This is a genomic window from Bartonella sp. CL70QHWL (assembly GCF_042194855.1).
Classification (GTDB): domain Bacteria; phylum Pseudomonadota; class Alphaproteobacteria; order Rhizobiales; family Rhizobiaceae; genus Bartonella.
Window position 1 is genome coordinate 21,875 of sequence record NZ_JBHINJ010000008.1, and the last position, 20,671, is coordinate 42,545.

The 20,671-nt window shown below is 35.6% G+C and carries 16 protein-coding genes, 2 tRNA genes and 3 pseudogenes; 9 read left to right on the top strand and 12 right to left on the bottom strand.

Going from position 1 to position 20,671, the window contains the following annotated elements; genetic code table 11:
* Nucleotides 1–88: 88 nt before the first annotated feature.
* A tRNA-Leu gene (locus tag ACFIJZ_RS05025) sits at nt 89–173 on the top strand.
* 87 nt (nt 174–260) lie between these two features.
* Here ACFIJZ_RS05025 and ACFIJZ_RS05030 read toward each other — a convergent pair.
* The 3 genes and pseudogenes from ACFIJZ_RS05030 to ACFIJZ_RS05040 all read right to left on the bottom strand — a co-directional run.
* Nucleotides 261–443 (bottom strand): annotated as a pseudogene (locus ACFIJZ_RS05030) (helix-turn-helix transcriptional regulator); the annotation flags it as partial.
* Nucleotides 444–608: 165 nt separating this feature from the next.
* Nucleotides 609–1,226, bottom strand: a pseudogene (locus tag ACFIJZ_RS05035) (lambda exonuclease family protein); the annotation flags it as partial.
* A 295-nt stretch (nt 1,227–1,521) separates the two neighbouring features.
* Entirely contained in the window at nt 1,522–1,716 is a 195-nt protein-coding gene (locus ACFIJZ_RS05040; protein ID WP_375631215.1) for a hypothetical protein, read from the bottom strand.
* A gap of 110 nt (nt 1,717–1,826) precedes the next feature.
* On the opposite strand from ACFIJZ_RS05040, the gene ACFIJZ_RS05045 reads away from it, so the two are divergent.
* From ACFIJZ_RS05045 to ACFIJZ_RS05055, 3 genes and pseudogenes are all read left to right on the top strand, one after another.
* Nucleotides 1,827–2,489, top strand: a complete 663-nt coding sequence (locus ACFIJZ_RS05045; protein WP_375631216.1) for a lysozyme — start codon at nt 1,827–1,829, stop codon at nt 2,487–2,489.
* Nucleotides 2,486–2,713 carry a hypothetical protein gene (locus tag ACFIJZ_RS05050; protein ID WP_375631217.1) on the top strand — a complete coding sequence of 76 codons (228 nt, stop codon included), beginning with the start codon at nt 2,486–2,488 and terminating at the stop codon, nt 2,711–2,713. Before ACFIJZ_RS05045 ends, ACFIJZ_RS05050 begins: the two co-directional genes overlap by 4 nt.
* Before the next feature lie 131 nt (nt 2,714–2,844).
* A pseudogene (locus tag ACFIJZ_RS05055) lies at nt 2,845–3,047 on the top strand (hypothetical protein).
* Nucleotides 3,048–3,172: 125 nt separating this feature from the next.
* Here ACFIJZ_RS05055 and ACFIJZ_RS05060 read toward each other — a convergent pair.
* The 5 genes from ACFIJZ_RS05060 to ACFIJZ_RS05080 form a co-directional block, all read right to left on the bottom strand.
* Nucleotides 3,173–3,502 (bottom strand): hypothetical protein, encoded by a 330-nt coding sequence (locus ACFIJZ_RS05060; protein ID WP_342753367.1) that lies wholly within the window; start codon nt 3,500–3,502, stop codon nt 3,173–3,175.
* A gap of 179 nt (nt 3,503–3,681) precedes the next feature.
* Nucleotides 3,682–3,903 carry a hypothetical protein gene (locus tag ACFIJZ_RS05065; protein ID WP_375631243.1) on the bottom strand — a complete coding sequence of 74 codons (222 nt, stop codon included), beginning with the start codon at nt 3,901–3,903 and terminating at the stop codon, nt 3,682–3,684.
* Between the two features lie 970 nt (nt 3,904–4,873).
* A complete protein-coding gene (locus ACFIJZ_RS05070; RefSeq protein ID WP_375631218.1) occupies nt 4,874–5,818 on the bottom strand; it encodes an outer membrane protein in 945 nt (314 codons plus the stop codon).
* A gap of 565 nt (nt 5,819–6,383) precedes the next feature.
* Nucleotides 6,384–6,656, bottom strand: a complete 273-nt coding sequence (locus ACFIJZ_RS05075) for a hypothetical protein (protein WP_273790700.1) — start codon at nt 6,654–6,656, stop codon at nt 6,384–6,386.
* Nucleotides 6,650–9,025, bottom strand: a complete 2,376-nt coding sequence (locus tag ACFIJZ_RS05080) for a mechanosensitive ion channel domain-containing protein (RefSeq protein ID WP_375631219.1) — start codon at nt 9,023–9,025, stop codon at nt 6,650–6,652. The genes ACFIJZ_RS05075 and ACFIJZ_RS05080 overlap by 7 nt, the downstream gene beginning before the upstream one ends.
* A 180-nt stretch (nt 9,026–9,205) precedes the next feature.
* Here ACFIJZ_RS05080 and ACFIJZ_RS05085 point away from each other — a divergent pair, with 180 nt between their 5' ends.
* The 4 genes from ACFIJZ_RS05085 to ACFIJZ_RS05100 all read left to right on the top strand — a co-directional run bounded on the left by ACFIJZ_RS05085 (nt 9,206) and on the right by ACFIJZ_RS05100 (nt 15,009).
* Nucleotides 9,206–9,583 (top strand): hypothetical protein, encoded by a 378-nt coding sequence (locus tag ACFIJZ_RS05085; RefSeq protein ID WP_375631220.1) that lies wholly within the window; start codon nt 9,206–9,208, stop codon nt 9,581–9,583.
* Between the two features lie 92 nt (nt 9,584–9,675).
* Nucleotides 9,676–12,189 (top strand): protein translocase subunit SecD, encoded by a 2,514-nt coding sequence (gene secD, locus ACFIJZ_RS05090; RefSeq protein ID WP_375631221.1) that lies wholly within the window; start codon nt 9,676–9,678, stop codon nt 12,187–12,189.
* Between the two features lie 99 nt (nt 12,190–12,288).
* Nucleotides 12,289–14,040: a YbaL family putative K(+) efflux transporter gene (gene ybaL, locus ACFIJZ_RS05095; RefSeq protein WP_375631222.1), complete on the top strand. Its 1,752-nt coding sequence runs from the start codon at nt 12,289–12,291 to the stop codon at nt 14,038–14,040.
* A 15-nt stretch (nt 14,041–14,055) separates the two neighbouring features.
* On the top strand, nt 14,056–15,009 hold the full coding sequence (locus ACFIJZ_RS05100) for a YbhN family protein (RefSeq protein WP_273790695.1): 954 nt from the start codon (nt 14,056–14,058) through the stop codon (nt 15,007–15,009).
* Between the two features lie 1,093 nt (nt 15,010–16,102).
* On the opposite strand, the gene ACFIJZ_RS05105 is transcribed toward ACFIJZ_RS05100, so the two are convergent.
* Nucleotides 16,103–16,178 (bottom strand) — tRNA-Lys (locus ACFIJZ_RS05105).
* A 437-nt stretch (nt 16,179–16,615) separates the two neighbouring features.
* On the opposite strand from ACFIJZ_RS05105, the gene ACFIJZ_RS05110 reads away from it, so the two are divergent.
* Nucleotides 16,616–18,184 (top strand): TerC family protein, encoded by a 1,569-nt coding sequence (locus ACFIJZ_RS05110; RefSeq protein WP_273790694.1) that lies wholly within the window; start codon nt 16,616–16,618, stop codon nt 18,182–18,184.
* A gap of 621 nt (nt 18,185–18,805) precedes the next feature.
* Here ACFIJZ_RS05110 and ACFIJZ_RS05115 read toward each other — a convergent pair.
* The 3 genes from ACFIJZ_RS05115 to ACFIJZ_RS05125 all read right to left on the bottom strand — a co-directional run bounded on the left by ACFIJZ_RS05115 (nt 18,806) and on the right by ACFIJZ_RS05125 (nt 20,395).
* The gene (locus ACFIJZ_RS05115) at nt 18,806–18,979 is read right to left on the bottom strand and encodes a DUF6990 domain-containing protein (RefSeq protein WP_375631244.1); all 174 of its coding nucleotides are present in this window, start codon (nt 18,977–18,979) and stop codon (nt 18,806–18,808) included.
* A 168-nt stretch (nt 18,980–19,147) separates the two neighbouring features.
* Nucleotides 19,148–19,393 carry a hypothetical protein gene (locus ACFIJZ_RS05120; RefSeq protein WP_375631223.1) on the bottom strand — a complete coding sequence of 82 codons (246 nt, stop codon included), beginning with the start codon at nt 19,391–19,393 and terminating at the stop codon, nt 19,148–19,150.
* Between the two features lie 768 nt (nt 19,394–20,161).
* Nucleotides 20,162–20,395, bottom strand: a complete 234-nt coding sequence (locus ACFIJZ_RS05125) for a hypothetical protein (RefSeq protein WP_375631224.1) — start codon at nt 20,393–20,395, stop codon at nt 20,162–20,164.
* Between the last annotated feature and the right edge of the window lie 276 nt (nt 20,396–20,671).

Consider the following 20,671-nt stretch of genomic DNA (forward strand, 5'->3'; position numbering starts at 1 on the left):
AAATTCAATTCAATCGTTTTAAGCTGAAAAAATAAATTCTATAATTTTATTGACAGAATTGCGTCATGCGCTTAGATGAATTTTATGAGCCCAGATGGCGGAATTGGTAGACGCGCAGGTTTCAGGTACCTGTGCCGTAAGGCGTGGAGGTTCGAGTCCTCTTTTGGGCACCATTTTGTATCTTTAATATATTCAAATATATAGATTTTTTCTTTAAATAGCCATTTTTAGACCACCTTCTACAGTTTATATAATTTTATCTAATTTGTTTTTATTTGCTCCTTATTTTTCTTTGGAGTGAAGGTTAAGATCTCTTTCTTTTCTCCACCTCACTGCTCTCCCTAGCTTATATGGCTCCGAGAAACACCCCCTTGAAGCACCCAATTGCGAATCGTTGTTGTGGATACACTAAAAAGCTGTACACACTCACGTGTCGTTACATAATAATTATATTCTTAAAATAATATAAGAACTTTATCTTATATTATTTTAAAATTCCCATCTATCTCCATCATCAAATATCATCTCATTACCTTTCTCTTTTTTATATTAATTAAATGGGTGGGGGTGCTTAGGAAAGAGGAGAAGGAGAGAGCACCCCCATAGGTTTAAGCGGCTTTTGTCAAAATCTTTTGCATCTCTTGTTCTATTTCCCCTAAAAAGATTTCGACCGCTTTATTAATCTCTTCAATGTGTTTCTCATCACGGAGAATGCGTTCTATTTTCATTCTCAAACCAGTAGATTTGCCTACAAAGTTTGGATTATAGCTCATGAAATCACACCATTTGCGTCCAGTGCATGCCATTTGGAATTGCATTTGTGCGTGATATTCTGGTTTGATTTCGTCATACATAAAAAAACGCAAATGCGTGGTTGATTGTGGATATTTGACTTCGATTAAACCGTCCTCTCCAATCAACCCATCAGGACTAGCCCCCGCCATTTCCATTTTTGGGTGTGGGATAAACCCGCATCTTGTGACTTCTGCGTCATAAATGAATTCATATTCTCTTAAGGCATTCTCTTCATGTTCAATGCCCCATTGCATAGCAGGTGTTGTATAAGATTGACTTATTTCCTCTATTAAGCGTTCTGTCATGAGTTTCGTTTTGTAGTCTTCATATTTGCTTGTAGGCAAACCTTTTGCTGTCTTACTGAGTACGTTGTAGACATTAGATGCGGTGACTTTCCCTAACCTTGCTTGAAAACATTCTGCTGTTCTTTGTCCATCTCACACCGCCGTTTGTTGCTCTTATTGTGCTTGATTCATTTGCGAGCATTGCTTTTTTTTCAAAGAAAACAAAGCGATCTTGGCTTGTTTATAAGACATATCTGTTAGATTTTTTTGCTCCTATGAAGGCATCCTCTAATAAAATCTTTAGGTGTATTAAAATATTCACTTGCATCAAATTTAGTAATTTCCATGTTTTATTTTCTTTACTAATTGAAGAGCTTTTTCGATATCCTTTTGTTGTATAGATTTATCACCAACATTCAGTAATAAGATAATCTCTTTATCTTTATTTGAAAAAATAAACACGATAGCCTGGTTCGTGATTTAGTTTTAATTCTCCAATTTCACGAAAATATTTCATATCACCTAAAAGACCATATTCAAGGCGAAAAATACGTGCAGCAACCTTCTTTTGCGCTTGTTTGTCTTTTAATGAATCTAACCACTTTATAAAATATAGTGTTTTTTTGACAACAAACATCTGTGTTTATATGCTACATAGATTTTAACAAGCTATCTTTCCGAATGAGAAAGATGTCAATTTTTTAATCCAGCTCTGCTTTTTGCGGAGCTTTTTTTATGGAGAATCACATGCAAAAAATATCATCAGAAGGACTAGCACTTATTAAACAATGGGAAGGTTTGCGTTTGAACGCCTATAAAAATGCCATTGGGGTGTGGACAATAGGTTATGGACATACAAACAGTGCTGGAAAACCTTTTGTTCACAAAAGCATGACAATCACTGAAAAGCAAGCAGAAGAACTTCTTTGCCAAGACTTAAGACAATTTGATAATGCTGTTGAACGCGCGGTTACAGTTTCATTAACGGATGAACAATTCGCGGCGTTAGTGTCCTTTTGCTATAATGTAGGAACAGGAGCCTTTTGTAACTCGACACTGTTAAAAAAGCTCAATCAAGGTGAATATGAAGCTGTCCCTGCCGAGCTACAGAAATGGACCAAAGCAGGCGGTAAGCGTCTTGAAGGTCTAGCACACCGGCGTGCGGCAGAAACAGGCTTATGGGCGAAAGGGGCTTTTGTTTCCTCCAATTATCAAACAGTAGAAACGCAAGCATCAACGGGGGTTTTCAAAGCCGAAGCCCTTGCACCGATTATTGGTTCTTTTTCTGGGCTTGGAGGCTTATTAGCAGGAAATGGACCAATCCAATGGGCTTTGGCCACCATTATGATTTTAGCCGCATGTGCTGGTATTTTCTTTGTTGCTAAACGCTTTCAGGAGCATCGTCTATGATCTTATGGATGAAAAGAAATCTGATGCTAACAGGTGCGGCTTTAGCCGCTTTTTTTATTGCCTTGGCAAGAGCTTTTACTCTTGGGAAAAAAGCAGAGCAACAAAAGCAAACAGAAAAAGCTTTAAAAGCAGCCACAACACGGCTGGAGGTGGAAAGTGAAGTTAATCAAAAAAGTGATGCTGATGTGCGTGCTGCTCTCTCTGACTGGTTGCGCGACAAATAAATATGTTTCTTCTTGTGTTGGCTGGTTGCCAATTTATTTAAGCCAGCAAGATCTGAACGCCTTCAGTTTAAACTTAGCCAGAGAGATCTTAAAGCACAATAATCTAGGTGAACGCTTGTGTGGTTGGAAACATGGTTAGAAAAAAAACACAAGACGATATAGAAATTACAGAAGCAGAAAAAAAATCCTTCAAGAAATCATCATGACCTACAAAAGTGTAAAAGTGATGTCACGTTATACAAAATGGATTGTATTCATCCTCTTTTTGCTTATCCTTGATTTTGCTCGTCTTATGGATGTGATAGACAATGTCTGTGCACGTTTAAAACAGTGACTAACCAAAAACTGAAAGCTTTACCCTTCCCCGCTTTTAACACAAGGAATGAGAGATTATATCGTAATCTATCCGCTAATCGCTTAAGTGTTTCTTAGACACCTGACTTGATAATAGACATATTATCAAGCCTCTCCTGATATAAAAGACGCCCATTGTTCTAAGGGGACACGGCGCTGTTCTAAAAAATCCGTCCGCATGTAAGCCTTTGTCACTGACTTCTCAACTGAATACGCAAGAACAGATTCTGCAATTTCAAATGATGTTGACGTTGTCTCTGCTATCCAGTCCCGCAGAATCGATCTGAAACCATGAAGTCTATAATCAAAACCTTTGTCTTTCATGAAGTTAGAAAGTGCTACATCCGATATAGGCTTTCCAGAACTCTCAGCAAATAAAAAAACATTTTTTTGCTTTTTCAATAACAGCAAGCGCTTCAGCTGTAAGCGGCACATGAAAGTCAGAAACCTTTCCAACAATTCTCTTCATATTTTCTTTTGGGATAATCCATATTGATCTATAAATCTCTTCTGACCGAATATGCCTGATTGGAATAGAACGCCCTCCCCCCGTCAAAATAAGAAGTGTTAAGGCTAGATTTGATACAAGCTCATCATTTTAAGATTGAAAAAACTTAGGCATTTTTTCCATGGCATTGCTGGATATTTTTGGTATTTTGAATAAACTTTTCTAATAAAGCTTTTGCTTTTAATTGCATATCCACATCTATACCAAGTGCCGCCGCATGTTTTATAGCTATATTCAAGTGGGATAGAGTTTTACTTGCTGTTTCGTTTTTTGTCTTCCAAATGGGAGAAATGCATCCTTTTATATCAATTTGCGTCAGTTCAGTAATTGGCGTATCATCAAATTTAGGAAAAACATGTTACTCAAGAGGTATTAGCCACCTTGCTGCTTTTCCTTCATTTTTCAATTCGTTTTTTTGCTTAAAACGCACTGGAGGCAATTTCTCGTAAAGAAATACCACCCCTGCCCGACGCAAATTTTCTTTTTGTTTTCGGCAAATTGGGTCAATTCCTTGATCCAAAAGATCACAACAAGCTGAAGTTTTGAACCATGCTTCTTTTAAAGGTATCTTGCTACAAGAGCCTAATCCCATTTCTCGTCGTCTTTTATTGAGGTAAAATCTAAAAAACTATCATCCTTGATCTGGTGTAGTTTTGATAAGCCATAAACCAGCTTTGTCAGCATATTTGCCTTTAGATAGATACAGATAAGACAGACAGTCTATCACGTGTTCTTGTTCTTCGAACCACCTTTTAAAAACCATCTTTTGAATCGCACTTAGAGCACTTTCATCTGGTACAAAGATTATATATAAAAGGCAATTTAATAAATAAAATAAAAACAATGAGTTATTAAATAGAACAAAGATAAACCGCGCTATCAGATGATATTGTAGAGAGTTCTAAGGGAAGAAAAAATTGGTGCACAAACGTGCACGCCGCCCGCATCGCTCTATGTGAATTTTCTTTATTTTCTCATTACTTAGATAGTAAAAACTCTCTTTAAATTTACTGTTTGCAACTCTATAACGATATTATAAAATGATAACTGTAATAATATGAAAGACGAATTAATCCTTCTTTGCTAACAAATATTTCAACCACACCTCGTGAACTAAAAATTTTTCATTCTTAACAATTAAGAATCTGAGTAACTCTTCCTTACCTCCTCATTCTCACTCAAAGTCAAAGCTCCCTTTTTTCACCATAAAATAGTATTTGCAATGCATAAAATTAAAAAATAAAGGCCCTATCAAAGAAATAGGACCTCTTAAATTTAAGCTCCTTTATCCTACAAAACTAGAATTTGTAAGCTATTCCTGCGCGAAAATCATTCGTCTTATACTTAACTTCAATCTCGTCTTTAAATTTCTTTTTACCAAAATCTGAGTAACGGTATTCCGCACGCACAACAAAATGGTCTGTCATTGCAAAATCAACACCACCACCGAGAGTATAACCCATCATCGTTTTTGTTACATCCGATGTCCTATTAAATGGCTCACTTCCCGTAATTACTGTCGACAAAATATCTTGAAACTGTCCATAAGCAACACCACCAGCAATATAAGGCATCACACGCCCTGCAGAAAACCCAACACGCACCCGTGTAGCACCTGTCCATTTTTGTTTTAACGTATGATTAAAAGTTAAACTGTCTTTCTCTTCTTTAGCCTCTGTAGCAGAACGAGAAAAGCCTCTACCCTGTCTCCTGACAAGTTTTGCCCTTTTTTGACTTTTTTTTTCTGTACTTGCATCAGTATCACTACCCGATTCTTTAGTACCCAATCCTTCAGTGTCCTTTCCATCAGTATCAGTCCCACCAGCACTCGATTCATCAGCCTGAAATTTTGTTTTTGTATCCTTTTTTTCCGTTAAAACGATATCCGTATCAACCCCCATAATAAAATTATTACCGAGATCAAAATTAACACCCGCATAAAAACCACCTATAAACCCAGAAAGATCGGGCAGATACTGTTTCTCGATGGGGATCCATGGTTTACTTTTACTCTCCTCATCAGGATGGAGAGGAATATCAACATGAGGCGTTATTGCAGAAATTTTACTTGAAAATCCCCCAACTTGCCCCCCAAAATAAAAACCTGCCCAAGAAAAAGGTGAAGAAGCAACAACTTCTGAGGCAACATGTACTGGCTCTTCGTGAGCTACCACATCTGCAGCCTGTACTATAGAAGGTGAAATTAACGAAAAAACAGATGCTGTTATAAATTTTGTATTCATAAAATTATACCCCATTGCTAAATTTAAATATAATCAAAAATCACATTTAGAAAAACAAAGTTTTATAAAATCTTATGCCGCAAAATCGCATGTACTCCTTTATAGTTACATTTAAATCTATCACTATACTAATATATCATTACATCAAAATTTAATATTATCAAATAAATTTTAAAATATTATAATAATCAATACTTCATATAATAAATATTTAATAAAAAAACCTATTATATTTTTAAAAGGAAAAAATATAAAACATTTTGTACCAATAATACTGCAAAAAAATCACAAAATAGTACATTTTATGCATTTTTTATGAGAAAAAATTCTAAAAATGATGTAATAATTTTTAGAAAATTGATATCCATTAAAAATATTATAAATACCTCAATAATCTTACATCAAAAATGCATAACTGTAGATTCTACATAGTATAAAAAATCACACCTATTTTATACTAAAATCATACCTTTTTTCTACCATTTTCTAAAGGATGAGATTATTAATTACGCACAATATCATTATCCTTCTAAATCTTGTCCCCAAACAAAAATTCTCAATTATTTTATTTAAAAATTGCTCTTCCCCTATTGATTTCTATATTATCATCTGCCTTTATTGCAAAACGGTCTTTATTAGGAAAAGTTATAAAACATCCCTTCATACAAATTGTAATTGTTTGATGAGTATTTAAAGAAATTTTTGAAGGTATACTTCCTTCAACAACAATGAGAGATTGTATCTTTAAATCAGTATTCTTCACTGTTGCAGCAAAAGCTGTTATGGTAAAAATACTTAACAGAATAACTGTAATCAAAACATAAGTATATTTCAGCATTCTAAGATTCCTTCCTCAGCAAAACGCTTATATAGGCTAAATCGAAGAGCGTTGGTTATATGAGAAGGTGAAATAATATTAGGCACATAAATAGCTAAATTAAAGGAAAAACTCTTACGATCAAATGCCGTAAAACTCACCTGTGGGATAGGATTTTTTAAAACGCCTTCTGTCGAAGAAGCAATCTCTAACAAAATTTCAACAACATGCTCTGGAGTAACCTTAGATGATACAATAACTGGTATATCAATTCGTCCTACTTTATTGCGTCGTGTCCAATTACTAACATTATTATTAATAAGGCTTGAATTGGGAATAATAATCGTCTTACGCTGAATAGTCTCAAGTTCCGTTGCACGCACACTAATACGCTTAACAATACCAGCTACTGATCCAGATTCTATATAGTCTCCTATTTTAAATGGTCTTCCAACTAAAATAATAAGTCCAGAGACAAAGTTTTGGACAATATTCTGTAAACCAAAACCTATACCCAGTGAAAGTCCTCCAGCAATAAGAGCGAAATTTCTAAGATCCAAACCTGCCATTGATAATCCCGTCAAAGCAGATACAACAATGCCTCCATAACTTATCACTGTTTTGATAGAATTACGTATACCAGAATCGAACTCTCCATGAACCAACACCACACTATCTAACCAACCAATAAATCGGCGAATAAGAAACCAGCAAACACAAAAAGAAATCATTCCTGTTACAAGAGAAATCAAAGAAAGAGTAATATTTCCAATCTGAAAACCGGTCACCGATTGCCACAAAACTGCTTTTAAATCAGAATAGGAAAATCCAAACTGTACAGCAATTGGTATTGCACAAAATATAACAACAAATAAATTGAGAAAAACGCTCACAAAAACTCCCAATTGATTCATCGTTTTTTCTTCTAAATGAAACCTCTGCATCAAAAGGTGACCAACCGTTGTTTTCATAAATTGGTCTTTAGTTCCAAGTGCTTGAGCGCTTTGTATTCCTAAATACATGAGAACTAAAAATGCTCCATCAATCATAATTTGCTGCATAATAAAACGCGCAAGACCAACATAACCTAAAAAATTCAACACAAAGAGCAGTAATCCCAAGCCAATAAGAGGAATGCGTATGTAAAATGGACAAAAGTATGGCTCTTTTTTTTCTCCTTGAAAACGCCTACGTCTAAACCGCAAAGGTACAAATGATATTATAAACAGCAATATTGCTACAAGAAAAACAGCAATAAAACTTTTAGCAATTGTCAAAGATAGAGGCGCTGAAATGATTTCATAAATACTATCAAGAACAGCGTCAAATGCCAAAACACCCCCTAAAGAAGTGAGTAAAATCACTAATTGATAAGCAGATGATGGTGCAACACTGAGAAGACGCACATGGGGCATATTCGATGATAAAAGAACAATCGCTAAGCGATTGATTAAAAATACTAAAATAATTTGACAACCTATCATATCAAAAACTGTTGTAAGCTTACCTAGATCTAAGTTAAAACTACGAAACAAAAATAACACAAGATAAACGCAAAGAATACATACAAGTGAAGGTAAGAGAACTGAAATAAAGGCAATCAATAAGCGTTGTAAATAAGATATTTCCTCATTAGACTTCGTAAAGTGGCAATACACATGAACAAGAACTTTTTGAGAAAAATACGAAAGACCCAAAGTAATAAAAAGTGGAATTAAAAAGCAAAGAAATAGTTGTAAAAACTTGAAATAAAATATAAAATTCCACCAAGAATCTAACAACAAAAGAAAATCTGATGAAGCCTCTTTTGTTTTTTGGGCGAGATTTTTAACCATCGGAATCGAAAACTCAAGCCTATACGTAAGCGTGCGTTTAAAAAGCTCCCGAGATTGAGAAATAGAAAGTTCAGCTATTCTATTTGCTGCTAAGAAAATTGCTTCAAAACGAAGCACGATACTGTTAATTTTAGCTTTTTGCTCTATCAAGTAAGAATATTCCTTCACTGAGCTTTTCAGTTTTTTCACGTCACGATGGAGCTCCGTTAATTGATCAAGAAGTGTATTAATCTCATTAAGAGGAGGACGCAAAACAAATGCTGCCTCAATAGCACGTTCACTGATATCTTGTGCACGTAACCGCAATTCTTCTAAAGCACGCTCATCTTCTGGCTTTCTGTCAAAATCTCTTTTTAAAGTTTCAGTATTTTCTTCAAGAGTCTCAATAATCAACAGTTGTTGTTGAATAATTTCATCAACTGAATAAGAAGCTATCGTTTGTTCCACAATTGTATTTTGTGCCCCCCTATTCCCCCATGCACCAGAATTAAATACAAAGATAATCCCCAAAAGGAGGAAAAGTATGTGGATGTTTTTTCTACAAAATGAATACATATCTACCTTACAAGCACAAAAAGGATTTTATTCCTCTCTTTTAAATATGGTATAAAGCAGCTATTTTCAACTTTTATAGAATAATCTTATAAAAGCTTTCCCTTATCCTATAATACTGATAATAAGATAAAAGAATAATAAATAATATGAACTCAATAAGATTAACGAAGGCACTCTAGCATGTTTTTTTTGCACCTTTATTGCAAAAAAGAAGATTTTCTTCCTTTGACAACCTGGATTTTTCTATCCAGTTTAGGTGTATTCTTGACGAGTACCTTAGGAACGCGTGCTTACTTAATCAAACAATCACACACCAATAATATCATTAAAACGAATAGATTTGATTTACAAAATAAGTGTGATCAGTTGAATGCTACCACAACTGAAAACAAAAAACTTGTAACACCCCATGCAGAATCTATTTTTATGAGAACCGTTCAAAGAATCCTAACATTGGATTTCTTTTTAATAAAGATTCCAGCTGTTGACACACGATTTCGTAACGTTAAAACGCAATATTTCTCAAATAAACGCGCTCCTCCCAATGAACATACTTAATTCTCTTCCTTGAATTATAAAAACGATCATCTTATTTTACTTGTGCTTTTAACTTTGAATAACTGTTAGATTGCCTATTAGCGGAATATATCATGCGTACACCTGGTTGGTTAACTACCCTTTATTGTTTTATTCTTTTAAGCAGCATTTATGTTGCCTTACCCAATTTATTTTCACAAGAACAAGTTAAAAACTCGAAATTCTTACCCGACACCCGCGTAGCACTTGGTCTTGACCTTCAAGGAGGCTCTTCTCTCCTGCTCGAGGTTGATAGCAAAACGTTAAAACGCGATCAGTTACATATAGTTTTAAGCAATGTGCGCAATGTATTGCGTGAAAAACAAATCCGCACCTCAAGTGTGCGTATCGTTGAAGATAGCGTTATTGCCCTTATTTCTGACCCATCGCAAACTGAAAAAGCACTCTCTGCTTTGAAAACATTAATAACCCCCATACACAGTAGCTTTGGCACAACAGAACATAACATCACGATCAGTGCTCAAAATGAAACTCTCCGCGTCACATTAACGGAAGCTGGTATAAAAGACCGTGTAAGCAATGCTATTGAACAAAGCTTAGAAATCATCCGTCGTCGTATAGATCAAGTTGGTGTTTCAGAACCAGCCATCCAAAAGGTTGGAAATGATCGTATTATGGTCCAATTGCCTGGCCTACAAGATCCAAAACAACTGCGTGATCTTTTAGGAACAACCGCTAAGATGAGTTTTCATCTTGTTCCTTCTAATGTGGATCCCAATAATCCCCCTATAGGTGTTTCTATTCTCCCTGGATACACTGATGCAACACAACATTATGCAATTTATGATCAAATTGCTTTAGATGGAAATGTCCTGAAAGATGCCCGTGCAGGTTTTGACCCCCAAATACCAGGACGTTCCATTATTTCATTTACTCTAGATTCCGCTGGCGCAAAAATATTTGCCGATATAACACGACAAAATATTAACCGTCCTTTTGCCATTGTTCTGGATAATAAGGTTTTAACCGCTCCGACCATCAATAGTGTCATTCCCAATGGACAAGGTCAAATTACAGGAAACTTTGACCCCAAAGAAGCCTCAACTCTGGCTGCTCTGCTTCGTGCTGGTTCCCTCCCCGCACCACTCACGGTCATTGAAGAGAGAACCGTAGGCCCAAATCTTGGTGCTGATGCCATCCAAATGGGACTTTACACCGGCATAATTGGCTTTATTCTTGTTGCAATTTTTATTTTTCTTCTCTACCGTATTTGGGGATTAATTGCCAATATAGCACTAGCTCTGCACACGATTTTAACATTTGCTGCACTGAGTCTTTTGGGAGCTACGCTTACGCTGCCTGGTATTGCTGGTATTATTTTAGGCATCGGTATTGCTGTTGATGCTAATATCCTTATCAATGAACGTATCCGTGAAGAAAGTCGAAAAGGTGTGGGTGCTTTTGCAGCCCTAGATCGTGGATTTAAACACGCTTTTGCAACCATTGTTGATGCAAATGTTACGGCAATTATAGCGACTGTCTTACTATTTTGGTTCGGCACCGGTCCCGTTCGTGGTTTTGCCGTAACAATGTTGCTTGGTATTATCATCTCCATGTTTACAAATATCACCATTGTACGCATCATCATGATTTGGATCGTTCGTAAATGGAAAATTAAAAAGTTGCATATTCACTCTGCTTTCAACATCATGCCACAAAACACAACTTTCCACTTTATGAAAGCACGCTTCATTGGTATTGGCGTCTCAATTGTTTTATCAATGGCTTCAGTTTTTCTCTTTTTTAAGCCTGGATTGAATTTTGGTATTGATTTCATTGGCGGAAGCCAAATGAGTATTACCACGAAAGCACCAGCAGATCTAGCAACTCTGCGTTCCAAGCTTTCTACTCTTAATGTTGGTGAAGTTTCCTTGCAAAATATTGATAACGAAAACACCGTATTAATTCGCATGCAGAAACAAAGCGGTAGCGAAGCACAACAAACCATCGCCATTGATAAGGTTAAAACAGCTGTACAAAATATCTATCCCGATACCACATTCGATCAAATAGAAGTTGTGGGTCCCAAAATTTCAGGCGAGCTTGCCACAGCTGCTTTTACTGCTGTTATTCTTGCGGCTATTGCCATGTCTCTCTATATATGGTTACGCTTCGAGTGGTTCTTTGCCGTTGGAGCAATTATCACTCTCATTCTAGACACCACAAAAATGATTGGCTTTTTTGCTTTATTTCAATTTGATTTTAATTTAACGGCTATCGCTGCGCTCTTAACAATTGTTGGATATTCTATAAATGATAAAGTTGTCGTCTATGATAGGATGCGCGAAAATATGCGTCTTTATAAAAAAATGCCGTTGCGCGAGCTGATTGATCTGTCAATTAATCAGGTTCTTGTACGTTGTTTTTTTACATCAGCTACAACAATTCTTGCGATGCTCCCCATGGCGATATGGGGTGGAAGTGCTGTTCATAATTTTGCATTACCCATGGTCTTTGGGATTATTATTGCAACATCATCCTCTATCTTTATTGCTGCTCCTATTTTACTCCTGCTAGGAAATTGGTGGCGTGAGCGAAATAATCGTGCAAATATCAAAGTGAAATAAAAATGCCCTTTAATGCGTATGGTACATCTCGCCTCTCTTCTCATAGAAATATAGTCGTTTTCATTCATTCGCTTTTTGATCAAGAATAGTAAATAATCCATGCTCCACGACACACCACTTATCACAACTATTGTTGCAGGCTTATGTTTAGCATTTCTCTTGGGAATGATTGCGAGCCGTTTACGTATTTCACCACTTGTAGGCTATTTATTAGCTGGTGTTATTGTGGGACCCAATACAGGCGGATTTAAAATAGATTCCGTCATCATTAATCAACTTGCTGAAATTGGTATTATTTTGCTGATGTTTGGTGTTGGGCTCCACTTTTCATTAAAAGACCTTTTATCTGTCAAAGCTATTGCTGTCCCTGCTGCTATTGCACAAATGGCATTTTCTACTTTTCTAGGTTTGTGCCTTGGTCTGATTATGGGATGGGGCTTCAGTGGTAGTTTGATCTTCGGTCTTGCTTTATCCATAGCAAGTACTGTTATCCTGCTACGTGCTTTGCAAGAGCGTCATCTTATTGAAACAGAAAAAGGACGCATTGCCGTTGGATGGTTGATTATTGAGGATTTAGCAATGGTCCTTATACTTGTCCTCATCCCTTCCTTGGCAAGTGCTCTCAGCAATACCAAAAAAGAAGCGTTGGATCCTCTTGTTCAATGGTTGGATTTAAGTATTTGGGGTATTTTTGGTCTCACCATCCTGAAAGTAATTGTATTTATTGCACTTATGCTCGTCATTGGGCGACGCGTTATCCCATGGCTTTTAAAAATGAGCGCACAATCGGGATCACGTGAATTATTTCGTCTTAGCGTCTTTGCTATTGCATTAGGAGTAGCTTTCGGAGCTGCTCATTTATTTGGTGTTTCCCTTTCTCTTGGTGCTTTTTTTGCTGGTATGGTCATGAGCGAATCAGAATTAAGCCACCGTGCCGCGGAAGAATCTTTACCACTGCGCGATGCTTTTTCTGTTCTCTTTTTTGTTTCTGTAGGCATGTTATTTGACCCCGAGAAACTCTTAACTCATTTTTTCCCTCTCTTAGCAACCTTATTCATTATCGTAATCGGAAAATCTGCTGTTGCCTTTTTCATCGTTAAGGCTTTTCGCTATTCTAATGCAACAGCTTTGACTATTTCTGCAAGCCTTGCCCAAATCGGAGAATTTTCCTTTATCCTCGCTGGTTTAAGTTTAAGCTTAGGACTTTTAAACAATGACGCTCATGATTTAATTCTTGGAGGAGCAATTTTTTCTATTTTGCTTAATCCTCTTGTTTTCATTGCCTGTAATAAAATTAAAAAACGTTTAGAAAAAAATTCTGCATCTTCACAAAATACCCAAACAATTATTGATATTGATCCACAAGATCCTGACCAAGATTTTTTACCGATGACCTTAAAAAATAACCATATCGTAATTATTGGCTATGGTCGTATCGGTAAGTGTGTTGCATTATCTTTAATAAATAGAGGTGAACCTATAGTGATCGTAGAAGAATCAAAACGCCTCTCTGATAAAGCGATTGCAGATGGCTTTGAGGCTATTTGCGGCAATATCATTCAACAAGAAATAATGAACGCAGCAAATATAAATAATGCACATAAAGTTGTTATTACAATGCGAAGTACCATTGAAGTAGGAGAATGTATCGTGAATATCCGTGATATGAAGAAAGATATCCAAATAATCACACATGCATTATCCGACACAGAAACAACATATCTCATTGATTTAGGTGCTGATGTTGTAGTAACAGATGATGAAGAAATTGCCAATGGCATTATAGAGTATATAACAGAACGAAGATCTGTAAGGAATATGCTCAATCATGAAAATTTACAGAAAACATAAAATGGATACAGAATCGTGAAAATAAAGCAATTTATATGGCCATTGATTGGTATCTTAGCAATGCTGGTATCTATTCGAATTCTTTACATGAAGCTCTCTGCCATTTCATTTGGGGATGTATTGGAGCGCTTGAGCAATTTAAATGCACAGCACTGGTTATTAGCCTGTTTATGTTCTCTCCTAGCTTATGCTGCTCTTGCTGGATATGATCGAATTGCATTGCAACATCTAGGCCATAAAATTTCTTGGATTTTTATCGCTATATGTTCATTTACAACCTATGCTCTTTCACACAATATCGGTGCTTCAGTTTTTTCTGGTGCCGTTGTACGCTATCGCGCCTATAAAATGAAAGGGTTAAACGGAACAGAAATCGCAATATTAGTAGGTTTTTGCTCTTTTACTTTTGTAATCGGTACAATCTTACTTTTGGGAATCGTTTTGGTGCTGCAACCCGAAATTATCACCCTCATTCATAAAGAACTTCCTGAATGGCTAGGAACAGCAGCTGGAGCAATTTTACTCAGCTGTATAGCACTTTATACGTTTGGCAGCTGGCTTCAGTTAAAACCCTTACGCTTGGGTAAGAAAATTCAACTTTCCTATCCACGGCTGAAAATTGTTATTCAACAGCTTCTCATTAGCCCTCTAGAACTTTTAGGAGCAGCAGGAATTATATATGCTGTTCTCCCACACAACGCAGATATTCATTTTATCTCTGTTCTTGGTGTTTTCCTAGCATCTTTTACGATAACTCTTCTCTCTAATGCTCCAGCAGGAGGAGTAGGAGTTCTTGAAGCTCTCTTCATCACAGGCATGCCCAATATAAATCCAACCGATGTTATTGCAGCACTTATTGTCTTTAGAATGTTTTATTTGATTATACCGCTCATCATTTCATTATTTGTGGTCGCCATTTTTGAAGCGCAACAATATTGGAAAAGAGCCCCCAAGACACCACCTGAATAAATAAAAGGTTATCAATTACTTCTTTTTGTGTGCCTATATAAGAACAGGACACCATCGTGTTACCAATTTACATATTTTTTTTAAGAAAACTCTCTCAGTGCTCTTCCCCATTACACAACAATACCCGTGAATGGTATAATAATAAAGTCATTGTTGCAACATCATCTTTATACTTAATAAAAGAGTAAGCCTGCACCATTATACTATTTTCCCAATGTTGTGATAATTTTTGGCGCCTAAGAACGTTAATAAGAATCATTTTTATGCTTTTCTTCAATAGTCTTTATCCGCACGTTAATCCCATTTATAATGCAAAAATAATAATTTTAATTGATTCATTATAAGAGGGATTGAAACAAAAGAAGTTTATGATAGTAAAGTTTAAAAAAAGAATAATTAATCATTATAAATCAATATATTATAATGATTCTGAGCGGCTTTCTTAATATTTATATTTTTAGAGGTTAAGCTAACGGAAAGACAGCATAGCATAACTTCATAGTTTAATATTTTTAAACTTGAAGCCTCATTAAAGCCTATTGTCTTTCGTTTAACAGGTACTAGTTTTAAACAATTAAACTGATCTAATTTTATTCCTGTTATGTCCGCTAAATACTTTATTTTATCTTGATTTACCCTCTTGGAATACTGATGATTATTACAGAAGTTTTTTGTTTAAGCGGGAGAGTTATCAAAAAATATCCACGCTGCTAATACAACTAAAGTGCAAAGTTTCTTCTGTCTTTAAACAATATGCTAAAAATCCAAAAAAAATTTAATCAATTTATATTAAAAGAAGTGAAAACTGTTGATTTTTATACCCCTTTAAATAAGATAATTGTCGGTAAGAAGCTTCTCCTTACCAATTGCGACTTTAAAAAAAGAAACAATACGCATTAAAAGATCTTTAAATGTCCTTTGGAAGTTTTTTGTGTCCCCTAAAAAGTACAAAAACCGATGACTAAGCTATATCAACAATCTTCACTTTTAAACAAACAGATATGGGGAAATCCTACTGCCCAATTTTATTTAGAAACTCGTATCTTAAAAAAAATTTACGCAATCAATGAGTTATTTACGGTATAAAATAGAATGGTGGGTGATGAGGGGATCGAACCCACGACCCGCTGATTAAGAGTCAGCTGCTCTACCGACTGAGCTAATCACCCATAAGCTTCTCAAAAGACGAGAATGAGCGTTTCTATAACGCTCCTAAGGATGGATGTCCAGATATTTTGTTGTTTGTTATATAAACTCATTGTCTGTAAGGTTAAAAATATGATATTCACCACTTGATCTTATATAAAAATAAACCCATTATAAGAAGCTTTATAAATAAATGTTCTGATTGTTACACAGAACCTATAGTTAGAGGATTATCGAGCATAATGCCCGAGCAAAATTTAGAGGGACCTTCTTGTGGTTGTAAGCGGGATGGGGCATCATTTTGTTTTATCAGCAATCACATGCATTCAAGCAATATTGTGTTGTTTTTTTCTTTGAATATAAGTTTTCTTACATACAATGTTCATGATCCAATATACGAATAAAAGCCTATGAATTTTTTTTGTCAATCGCGCGCTTTTAAGCTTATAAAAGGTAAGGAATGATGGAATGGATCACTGATCCCCATGCGTGGTTTGGTTTGATCACGCTGGTTTTTCTCGAAATTGTTTTAGGAATAGATAACCTTATCTTTATTGCAATTTTAGCTGAAAAATTGCCACTGCATTTGCGTGACCGCGCACGCTTTATAGGTCTTACTTTAGCATTAATTATGCGGCTTTTCCTTCTTACAGTTATTGGATGGGTTATGAGACTCGATAGGGTCATTCTTTCACTTTCATCTTTTGTATTTAGTTGGCATAGCTTTATTTTAATCGGTGGTGGAGCCTTTTTGCTAGCAAAGGGAACGCTAGAATTACATGAAAGGTTAGAAGGGGTATCACATGAAAGAAAAACAGGCCTTGGTTATGCTGTTTTTTGGCAAGTAATCGTCCAAGTCGTGGTGCTGGATGCCGTTTTTTCACTAGACAGTATTATTACCGCAACAGGTATGATTGCAAAAGAGCAGGCAGCAGTTATGTATATCGCAGTCATAGCTGCTATGGGAGTAATGATGTGCGGATCTGGTGCTCTTATGCGTTTTATTAATCGTCATCCCACTATTGTAATCCTTTGTCTTGGTTTTTTGATGATGATTGGTTTTACTCTCATTGTTGAAGGGTTTGGTTTTCATATTCCAAAAGGGTATTTGTATGCTGCTATTGGTTTTTCTGTTCTCATCGAAGTTTTTAATCAAATTGGACGTCGTAACCGTGAAAAAATGATTAAAACGAATGATCTACGCAGTAGAACAGCTGATGCTGTTTTGAGGCTCTTAGGAGGAGGAAGCAAAGATAGTCACCTTGCTGAGACTGTAGATGTTATTGCTGAACAGGCCGCAGCATCTGAGTTGTTTAGACCAGAAGAAAAGGAGATGATTCGTGGTGTTCTCGATTTAGCTGATCGCCCTGTTCGCTCTATCATGTCGCCGCGTAATGAAATTGAATGGTTAGATTTAAATGCTGATGAAAATGAAATGCGTGAAGAATTACAAAAGGTTAAACATAGCCGCTTAATTCTTGCGCGTGAAAAAGTGGATGAATTTGTTGGCGTTGCGTTGACAAAAGATCTTCTTTTGAATTTGGCTGAGGGGAAAAAGATTAATTGGAAAAAAGCTATGCGAGAACCCCTCGTTGTTCATGAAAACACAAGTGTTTTACGATTGATGGAGCAATTACGTCATTCTTCGATTCAGCTTGCAATTATTGTTGATGAGCATGGATCTTTTGAAGGAATTGCAACACCAACCGATATTCTTGAAGCTATTGCAGGAGACTTTCCTGATGACGATGAAGAACTCATGATCGCAGAACAACTTGAAAATGGCAGTCTTCTTGTTGAGGGATATGCTGATATCCGCCGTTTAAGTGGTTATCTTGGGCGTAACCTTGTGGATGAAGCAGATCGTTATACGACTCTGGCAGGCTTTATGCTTTGGCAGTTTGGTCATTTACCAAATGAGGGAGAAAGCTTTGAAACTGATGGTTTACACTTTAAAGTGATTGAAATGGAACGCCGAAACATATCTAAAATCCTTATTTCTCCACTTGTATCACCAGAAAAAAACTAATTCTTTTTATCAGCAAAATAAATAAAAAGATTTTTTTATGATTAAAAATTGAAAAGAATAAGCAGTTGATAACTCAATTGCATTTCATTATTTTTATATTTTTTTAAGCGTAAAATAATGACATACAAAAGTTATATATCAATGAACTTTCCATTATAAAAAATTTTCATTGATGATTGACGAAAAGCTGGAAGAGAGAAAATGGTGCAAAATTATTTGTCAATGGTCATTAATCTCAAAACAATGAATATATACAACATATTGATTTATAATAATTATTTATTACAATATTACCTTTATATCAAGAAAGCCTCTTTCAAACATCAGATTTCCGCCAATGGATAAAACTCCACCATTGTTGAGTTCACTCAACTGATGATGGCATCTTTAAACTAGACTCTGGCTCCTATAATCTTTTTAGATCTTCTTGATATTTCTTAAGGAGCTATTCCTTATCTTTTGTTTCGATAAATTTAGCTATTTTTTTCCTTCCAAGAATGAGACTCAACCTCTCTGGAAAGGCCCTTATTAAGAACTTTGTTTTTCTTCTAAATAGCTCATATTTTTGCTACTTTTTAATTAAAGCGTAGCTGAGCTGCTTAGATTTCACCACTTCTTTGACTAAAGCCAATGCACGTTCAGATGAATCTGTTGGGTATTTTCATCAAAGCCTAAATGATCCTCTGCACTGAAACTTTGATAATAAGATTGTAAGGTTGCAACATCACCCAATAAAGACAGTGCACCAATATGAAGTAAGCTATAATCTGCATCATATACCTTGATAACCTTTATGTGCCTCCAACTTCACTCTATCGCCAAGGTGGTGCTCCATATCTGGAATAAAAGCATTTATGAAGATCAATTTTTTCTATCGCCTATTTCAAGACATAATCAAGCTTAATTCCAACCAATCTGCATTATATTTCTTCTTCACAAACTCTCCACCCCTTTTTATCAAAATCAAGCTGTAGATCTTGTAAGTGCTGAGAATTGATAGGGATCAATTACCACGCAGGCAGCAGCTAAAATACCAGTCGTAATCGAAACTCCAAAATCAAATTGCGGATAACCTTTGATAATTGCGTCATTATAAAGAATTTGTACTTCACAATCTGGTAGTTTGTAACGTGCTGAATAATTATCTACCTCTTTAATTTTTTCAACAGACCAATCAAGATTTTTGAAGAACACTTTTGTACTCTCCATGATGAAAAAATTCTTTGCTCTACCTCAAAAGAGGTTGTATCCATATCAAAAGTCAAAAGCGAAGCAGATTTTTGCAAACAAAAGTGATAACGCCGTGTAAGAGAAGAATCTTATCAATAAGGTCTTTGGTGATTTCTTTTGCGACGTCTAAACGAGATGGAATCTTATTCATAAAAAAACACAATAAAGTCAATAGGTTTTGTGCAATTATTTTATATAAATCCCATTTAAAATCTACACTTTTATACGTGATTTAATTGACCATTTTTTATAAACAATTACCATGTATGAATAGACCACAAAAAGCAAATCATGATGCAAATGTTATAACGCATGTAAACATTCAAATGAAGTGAAAAGCAGCTATCATTCATAACAGTTCATAAATTTTATGATACGTTTTTATCACACACAAATCGTATTGTTAAAAACGTAATCGTTTGAAATTATCGATAAACATAAATTGCATACGTTTAAAGAATGGTATGGGGTTTACTCTTTTTTTGAGCTAAACCTTAAAAAAATAATCATTTGAAACTATCATAAGATAGGTTTTAATTCATTAAGGGCACATAAAAGGATTTAAAGACAAGTCAATTTTAAAGCACCACTTACTAAAAAGTTAGTAAATGATAGGCAGACATTATGGAGATACTATCATCACAACAAGTCTTGCATTGCCATATACATTACCTCTAATCACGATATAATCAGGAGATCTTGACATTGCCATAAACAGAGCCGTAGACCTTAGTATGACACCCCACACTAGCATTGCCCTAAACCTTGCCTAAACAACCGCATGATCATAAACCGCGGCATTGCTATAAATACGTACACTACCGGATAATTTTTCATTCCCATAAACCCACGCATAATGATAAACTCAACCGTTATAAAAAAGATGAGCATTGTCATAAACATGAGCACCAAAATACACATAGGTTTTATCACATATAAGGGTATTGCCATAGACATAGCCCCCAATGGCAGTATTGCCATAGCCCCTTGTATTTTCATAAACACGACTAGATTTTACAACACGGCATTATCAGCAACCCAGTAATTGCCATCATGAGAGAGGTTGCTTTCAATTTCAATAAAAGCATCTAGACCGCCTTTCTTACATCACCAAAATCTCTTAAAGTACGAATGCGATATAATGCCAGTCACGAAATCCATTTGATTGATCTATTCATATTTTGGATGGTTTTTTCTGATTAACAGGAGCGGTTTCATTTGCAATGAAAGAAATAACGGAGGTGTTTTTTGATATAG

Coding starts and splice junctions, on each gene's coding strand:
- ACFIJZ_RS05040 (WP_375631215.1), bottom strand. CDS start 1,716: ATGTTTGTTGTCAAAAAAACACTATATTTTATAAAGTGGTTAGATTCA.
- ACFIJZ_RS05045 (WP_375631216.1), top strand. CDS start 1,827: ATGCAAAAAATATCATCAGAAGGACTAGCACTTATTAAACAATGGGAA.
- ACFIJZ_RS05050 (WP_375631217.1), top strand. CDS start 2,486: ATGATCTTATGGATGAAAAGAAATCTGATGCTAACAGGTGCGGCTTTA.
- ACFIJZ_RS05060 (WP_342753367.1), bottom strand. CDS start 3,502: ATGTGCCGCTTACAGCTGAAGCGCTTGCTGTTATTGAAAAAGCAAAAA.
- ACFIJZ_RS05070 (WP_375631218.1), bottom strand. CDS start 5,818: ATGAATACAAAATTTATAACAGCATCTGTTTTTTCGTTAATTTCACCT.
- ACFIJZ_RS05075 (WP_273790700.1), bottom strand. CDS start 6,656: ATGCTGAAATATACTTATGTTTTGATTACAGTTATTCTGTTAAGTATT.
- ACFIJZ_RS05080 (WP_375631219.1), bottom strand. CDS start 9,025: ATGTATTCATTTTGTAGAAAAAACATCCACATACTTTTCCTCCTTTTG.
- ACFIJZ_RS05085 (WP_375631220.1), top strand. CDS start 9,206: ATGTTTTTTTTGCACCTTTATTGCAAAAAAGAAGATTTTCTTCCTTTG.
- secD (WP_375631221.1), top strand. CDS start 9,676: ATGCGTACACCTGGTTGGTTAACTACCCTTTATTGTTTTATTCTTTTA.
- ybaL (WP_375631222.1), top strand. CDS start 12,289: ATGCTCCACGACACACCACTTATCACAACTATTGTTGCAGGCTTATGT.
- ACFIJZ_RS05110 (WP_273790694.1), top strand. CDS start 16,616: ATGATGGAATGGATCACTGATCCCCATGCGTGGTTTGGTTTGATCACG.
- ACFIJZ_RS05120 (WP_375631223.1), bottom strand. CDS start 19,393: ATGGAGAGTACAAAAGTGTTCTTCAAAAATCTTGATTGGTCTGTTGAA.
- ACFIJZ_RS05125 (WP_375631224.1), bottom strand. CDS start 20,395: ATGGCAATACTGCCATTGGGGGCTATGTCTATGGCAATACCCTTATAT.